Origin of the sequence: Mesorhizobium sp. M0296 (assembly GCF_040321675.1) — a bacterium.
Classification (GTDB): domain Bacteria; phylum Pseudomonadota; class Alphaproteobacteria; order Rhizobiales; family Rhizobiaceae; genus Mesorhizobium.
In genome coordinates this window covers 1-5,642 of record NZ_JAMYRZ010000089.1, presented here as the reverse complement: position 1 = coordinate 5,642, position 5,642 = coordinate 1, and the positions used below count along the sequence as shown (strand labels likewise).

Genomic DNA, 5,642 nt, shown 5'->3' with positions numbered 1-5,642 from the left:
CTCAAAGGCCGGACATATGGACGCAAGCGATCGAAAACGACGCAAAACAACCGTTGCAGGCAGGGCGCCGTCCACATATGGATCCTAGGGTCTCCGCGACGTCGCTCGCTCCTGCTCCGCCCTAGGATGACGAAGCGTAAGGGTAGGATCAAACAAAAAAACTGCCTTCAGCCACCTTCACCGCATGGCCGCCGATGCGGGCGGCCGCCAGTTTGCCGCCTTCGACATTCAGTTCGAGGCGAATGCGCGAAGGCCGGCCCATCTCCAGCCCCTGCTCGATCCACAGTTGTGAAACGCCGTCCGTCGGGCCGTCGAAATGCATGATCGCGCCAGCGAACGCGGCCGCCGCTGAGCCGGTCGCCGGGTCTTCGTAGGACGGATTGCCGGGCACCATCATGCGGACATGGAAGGCACTGTCATGGTGCACCGTCTCGCGGCAATAGACATAGGGGCTGGCGAAGGCCCATTCGCTCTTGCGTGGTGCGAGCTCCGACCACGCCTGGTTGTCCAGCCTGATCCGGGCGGCCGCCTCCAGATTGGCGACGGGGATGGTCACGTAGGGCACGCCCGCCGACCAGAACGAAACGCGGTGGTTCTCGAAGCCGATCTCGTGCGGCCCAAGGCCAAGGGCCGCGCCGATCGCCTCGGGATCGGCCGACAATGCCAGCTGCGCCGGCAGTTTCGCCAGGTCGAACTCGGCAAAGGTCGAACCGTCGTGCTTGCTGACAGCGCAGCGCACCGGACCGATATTCTCCTCGAGCACGAAGATGCCGGCGGCCTCTCCCGCCATTTCGGCGAGCGCTATCGCCGAGCCGACGGTTGGGTGGCCGGCGAACGGCATTTCATAGTCGGGCGTGAAGATACGGATGCGGGCCCGGTGCTTCGGGTTGTCCGGCGGCAGCACGAAGACGGTTTCGGACAGGTTGAACTCGCGCGCCACCGCCTGCATCGCCGCAACGTTGAGCCCGTCACAGTCGAGCACGACGGCCAGCGGATTGCCGGCCAGCCGGTTGGTGGTGAATACGTCGTAAAGCAAGTAATTCCGCGGCTGCATCTCAGTAAGTCCTCTGCCTCATTCCAAACATGAGCGAAATTTAATTTGAATTTTGAACCATAAGGCCTGATTTGTGCACTGATGGGATATTACTGAACATAGGGGTCCGGCGTGGACCAGATTGTCAATCTGCCAAAGACGGAATCCGCTTCCGCCATCGAGACGGCGCTCGGGCTCGACCACCAGGGCCTGAAGACAAAACGCCGTCGCGGTTGGCTTTACGCAGTGTTCGCACTGCTTGCCGTCGCCGCGAGTGTCGTCGGCTACCAGTGGTATGCGGGCTCGCCCGCCAAGATCGAGTATACCACGACACCGGCCGCCATGGCCGACCTTACCGTCGCCGTTTCGGCTACCGGCACGCTGCAGCCTCTCACTCAGGTCGATATTTCCAGCGAACTCTCCGGCGTCGTCCGCTCGGTCTCGGTCAACGAGAATCAGCTGGTGAAGAAGGGCGATGTGCTGGCCGCGCTCGACACCGCCAAGCTGGAGGTGCAGATCGAGCGCGCCCAGGCCTCGGCCAAGGCAGCCGCGGCGAGCGTCGAGGACGCCACCGTGACGCTAGCTGAAAACGAAAAGGCGCTGGTGCGCGCGGCACAATTGACCAAGCGCGGCATGGCGACGGACCAGTCGCTTGAAGCGGCAACCGCCACCCGCGACCGCTCGAAGGCGGCGCTTGATATCGCCAAAGCCAACCTCGCCATGGCCAATGCCGATCTCAAGGCGCAGCAGACGGATCTTGCCAAGAGCACAATCTACGCTCCGATCGACGGCATCATACTGACGCGCTCGGTCGATCCCGGCCAGACGGTCGCCTCGTCGCTGCAGGCGCCGGTGCTGTTCGTCATCGCCGCGGATTTGAAGAACATGGAACTGAAAGCTGCGGTCGACGAGGCCGATATCGGCGCAGTAAAACCTGGCCAGCATGCGCGCTTCACCGTCGACGCTTTTCCTGAACGGCCATTCGACGCCGAGATCCGGGACATTTCCTATGCCTCGGTCACCACCGACGGCGTCGTCACTTACGATGCAAGGCTGGATGTCGACAATAGCGAGCTTCTGTTACGGCCCGGCATGACTGCCACCGTCTCGGTCGTCACCAAGCAGGCCAAAAACGTGCTCACCGTGCCATCGATCGCCTTCCGCTACCGGCCGGCGCAGACGGCGGACCGCGGCTGGAGCCTCACCGACCTGTTCACCGGCCGCATGGGGCGCCCGGGCGGCAACCGCCAGCGGCAGGCGGCGACGAAGCCCATCGACGGCTCGCGCACGCTCTACGTGCTGGAGAATGGCCGGCCGCATCCGGTCAACGTCAGGGTCGGCTCGACAGATGGCGAACTGACCGAAATCGTTTCCGGCCTGGAGGAAGGCGCGCAAGTCATTACCGCCTCGCAGCAGCGGAGCTGATCGTGGCATCGGGCGCGACCCTCATCGGCTTCGACAAGGTCTGGAAAAGCTATGGCCAGGGCGAAGCCCGGGTGCACGCGCTGGCCGGCGTCGACCTCGCCATCAGGCGCGGCGAATTCGTCGCCATCATGGGCCCGTCCGGTTCGGGCAAATCTACGGCCATGAACATCATTGGCTGCCTCGACACGCCGACCGCTGGGACTTACAGCTTCGACGGCATCGACGCCGGCCGTCTCGACCGCAACCGCCGTGCTCAGCTGCGCAACCTTTATGTCGGCTTCGTTTTCCAGGGCTACAATCTATTGCCGCGCACCACGGCCGCCGAGAATGTCGAACTGCCGCTGATCTATCGCGGCGTTGGTGCCCGCGAGCGTCGCGGCCTTGCCATGCAGGCACTTGCCGAGGTCGGCCTTGTCGGCCGCGAGCATCATACGCCGGCCGAGCTGTCCGGCGGCCAGCAGCAGCGCGTGGCGATCGCCCGCGCCATCGTCACCAGGCCGACGCTGCTCGTCGCCGACGAACCGACCGGCAATCTCGACACCGCCCGCACGCACGAGATCATGGAACTCCTGACGCAGTTGAACAGCGAGCTCGGGCTGACTATCGCCATGGTCACGCACGAAGCCGATGTTGCCGGCTATGCGCAGCGCACGATCCGTTTCCTCGATGGCCATGTCGCCTTGGACACAGCCAATCTCGAGATGGCCTTGCCATGATCTGGGAAACCGTTCGCCTCTCGCTCCGCTCCATCCGCCGCAACGTGCTGCGCTCGTTCCTGACGCTGCTCGGCATCGTCATCGGCGTTGCCGCCGTCATCGCCATGCTGACCATCGGCTCGGGCACCACCGAAAAGGTCAAGTCCGATATTTCCAAGCTCGGCAGCAATCTGCTCGTCATCCGTTCCGGCCGTCCGGCCGGGCCTGGCGGACCTGGAGGCCTCGATCAGGTCGTCCGACCTCTTGCCTACAAGGATCTCACCGCGCTTGCCGCACATCTGGACGGCTCGCGCGCCATCTCGCCGGCGTCGCAAAAGCAGGTGCGCGTCATTTTCGGCACCGAAAGCCTGACTTCGGGCGTCACCGGAACCGACAGCGCCTATCTCGATGCCCGCGACTGGAAGCTGGTTTCGGGGCGCCCGTTCAGCGATTCGGAAACCCGCTCGGGCACCGGCGTCTGCCTCATCGGCGAGACGGTGCGCCAGCAGTTCTTCGGCGCCGGCGACCCCGAAGGCGAGATCATCCGCGTCAACCGCACCTCCTGCAAGATCATCGGCTTGCTCGAACCGAAGGGCTATACCGGTTTCGGCCAGGACCAGGACAATGTCGTGCTGATGCCGCTCGCCGCCTATCAGCGTCGCATTGCCGGCAATCGCGACATCGACTCGATCTATGTCGCCGCCGACGACCGTACGCCAACCACGGTGCTGCAGCAGCGCGTCGAGGACATCTTGCGCGACACACGCCGCATCACGGCCGACCGCGACGATGATTTCTCGATCCGCGACATGACCCAAATCGCCGATGCCATGGCCAGCGCGACCACCACCATGACTGGTATGCTCGGTGCCGTCGCCGGCGTCAGCCTGCTCGTCGGCGGCATCGGCATTATGAACATCATGCTGGTGTCGGTAACCGAACGCACGCGCGAGATCGGCATCAGGCTCGCTATCGGCGCCCATGAAAAGCATATCCTCATCCAGTTCCTGGTCGAGGCAACCGTGCTGTCGCTGCTTGGCGGCATCATCGGCATCCTGATCGGCCTGGCCCTTGCCGGCCTCGCCTCGGTGACGCTGACGATCCCGTTTGCGCCAAGCCCGGAGGTCATCCTGCTTGCGGTCGGCTTCTCTGCGCTGATCGGCATGGTGTTCGGCTTCTTCCCGGCGCTGCGCGGCGCGCGGCTTAACCCGATCGACGCGCTGAGGCATGAATAGGCATTGCAGCAAGTGTCGCCTCCAGACGCTGCCAATTTTTTATGCAACCTGCCCTTGTCGCAGCACATTCTGCAATGATAACAATGCTGTTGGGGACTAAGGGGGAACAATGGATGAGCAAGAAAGCGCGACTGGCTCTGGCGATTGTGATCGTCGAAGCCGCCTTGGCAGGGCTTTGGTGGAATTTGATCCTTTATGGGATGGACAATCCCGATCGCGTCACCGCTGACTTCCAGCAGGTAATTGGGCAGACGATGGGAACGGCGATGGGCGCGCTCCTGGGTCTCGGCGTGCTGTTGTATTTTGTTGCCGCCCGCAACGACCGCAAGGCCATTGAAGGTAGGCTACGACGTTAGAGTTGGAAACCTTGCTCGCTCGCAAAGTGCCATTCGATCAGCGGTCTCATATGCGGCATCAGCCCGTCCGGCAGGTCGGCTGCATTGCGGATGACTACGGCGCCTTCGATTTCAGGCTCTGACTCGGCCGCGACGAAAGCGCTGATCCGCTGTGCCAGGTCGTCGGCGGAGGCCGTCTCGCGGTAGCGGCGAAAGATCACCGTGCCGCTTGCCGTCGACAGGGCGTAATGGCGCCTGCCGCGTGTCGCGCCTGACAGGTCGAGACCGGTCTCTTCGCGCACCTCGCGGATCATGTTGAAGTCGACGTCGACAAGGCCGTCGCGGAAATCGGTTGGCTCGAACGAACCGGCGGCGAAGTAGATGCGGCCGGCGTTGACCGTATGCGGCGCCATGCGGATCGCCACAAGCGCATTGTCGCCGGCGACCAGCATGGCATGGGCGTAGGCATGTTCGGCGCCAGGCACCTGTCGATTGCTGCGCCAAAGCATGAAGGTCGAATAACGCACCGCATGGCAACGGCCAACGAGGCGATTGTCGCGATAGCTGAGAGCGGAAAGCAGCACCACGGTGCCGTCGAAAAGCGCCGGCTTGGCCGCGGTCTCACGCCGCCAGTTCTCGGCGATCGCGTCGGCATGATCGCGCTCGAACGGATGCGGGCCGGAATCGAGCCTGACGTCGATGGCATCGACCGGCAGGATGACGTTGCGCGGCAGATCGAAACTCACGCCTGTCTCACACCATGTCGAGGGCAATTGCTACCGGGCAATGGTCGGATGCCTTCGGCCGGTCCCACCCGGCACGTGGGAAGCGCTCGACCTCCTGGCCCGCTGGAAATATGGTGCGCCAAGGCTGGCCGCTGCGGATGATATCGGGAACCGCGGTGGCGTTCTGCCTTGCC

Annotated in this window: 6 protein-coding genes and 1 pseudogene; 4 read left to right on the top strand and 3 right to left on the bottom strand. The window is 63.6% G+C overall.

The genetic code is table 11. The annotated features are described in order from the left end of the window. Nucleotides 1-148: 148 nt before the first annotated feature. Complete coding sequence (locus tag NKI97_RS35195) at nucleotides 149-1,054, bottom strand: PhzF family phenazine biosynthesis protein (protein ID WP_352838583.1); 906 nt, start codon at nucleotides 1,052-1,054, stop codon at nucleotides 149-151. A gap of 111 nt (nucleotides 1,055-1,165) precedes the next feature. On the opposite strand from NKI97_RS35195, the gene NKI97_RS35190 reads away from it, so the two are divergent. The 4 genes from NKI97_RS35190 (at nucleotide 1,166) to NKI97_RS35175 (ending at nucleotide 4,744) form a co-directional block, all read left to right on the top strand. Further along, complete coding sequence (locus NKI97_RS35190) at nucleotides 1,166-2,458, top strand: efflux RND transporter periplasmic adaptor subunit (RefSeq protein WP_352838582.1); 1,293 nt, start codon at nucleotides 1,166-1,168, stop codon at nucleotides 2,456-2,458. A 2-nt stretch (nucleotides 2,459-2,460) separates the two neighbouring features. After that, nucleotides 2,461-3,174 carry an ABC transporter ATP-binding protein gene (locus tag NKI97_RS35185; RefSeq protein ID WP_352838581.1) on the top strand — a complete coding sequence of 238 codons (714 nt, stop codon included), beginning with the start codon at nucleotides 2,461-2,463 and terminating at the stop codon, nucleotides 3,172-3,174. Then, complete coding sequence (locus NKI97_RS35180; RefSeq protein ID WP_352838580.1) at nucleotides 3,171-4,388, top strand: ABC transporter permease; 1,218 nt, start codon at nucleotides 3,171-3,173, stop codon at nucleotides 4,386-4,388. The genes NKI97_RS35185 and NKI97_RS35180 overlap by 4 nt, the downstream gene beginning before the upstream one ends. A 113-nt stretch (nucleotides 4,389-4,501) precedes the next feature. Continuing rightward, entirely contained in the window at nucleotides 4,502-4,744 is a 243-nt protein-coding gene (locus tag NKI97_RS35175) for a hypothetical protein (protein ID WP_352636669.1), read from the top strand. Here NKI97_RS35175 and NKI97_RS35170 read toward each other — a convergent pair. After that, entirely contained in the window at nucleotides 4,741-5,469 is a 729-nt protein-coding gene (locus tag NKI97_RS35170) for a hypothetical protein (protein ID WP_352838579.1), read from the bottom strand. The genes NKI97_RS35175 and NKI97_RS35170 overlap by 4 nt on opposite strands. Before the next feature lie 7 nt (nucleotides 5,470-5,476). Then, a pseudogene (locus NKI97_RS35165) lies at nucleotides 5,477-5,642 on the bottom strand (endonuclease/exonuclease/phosphatase family protein); the annotation flags it as partial.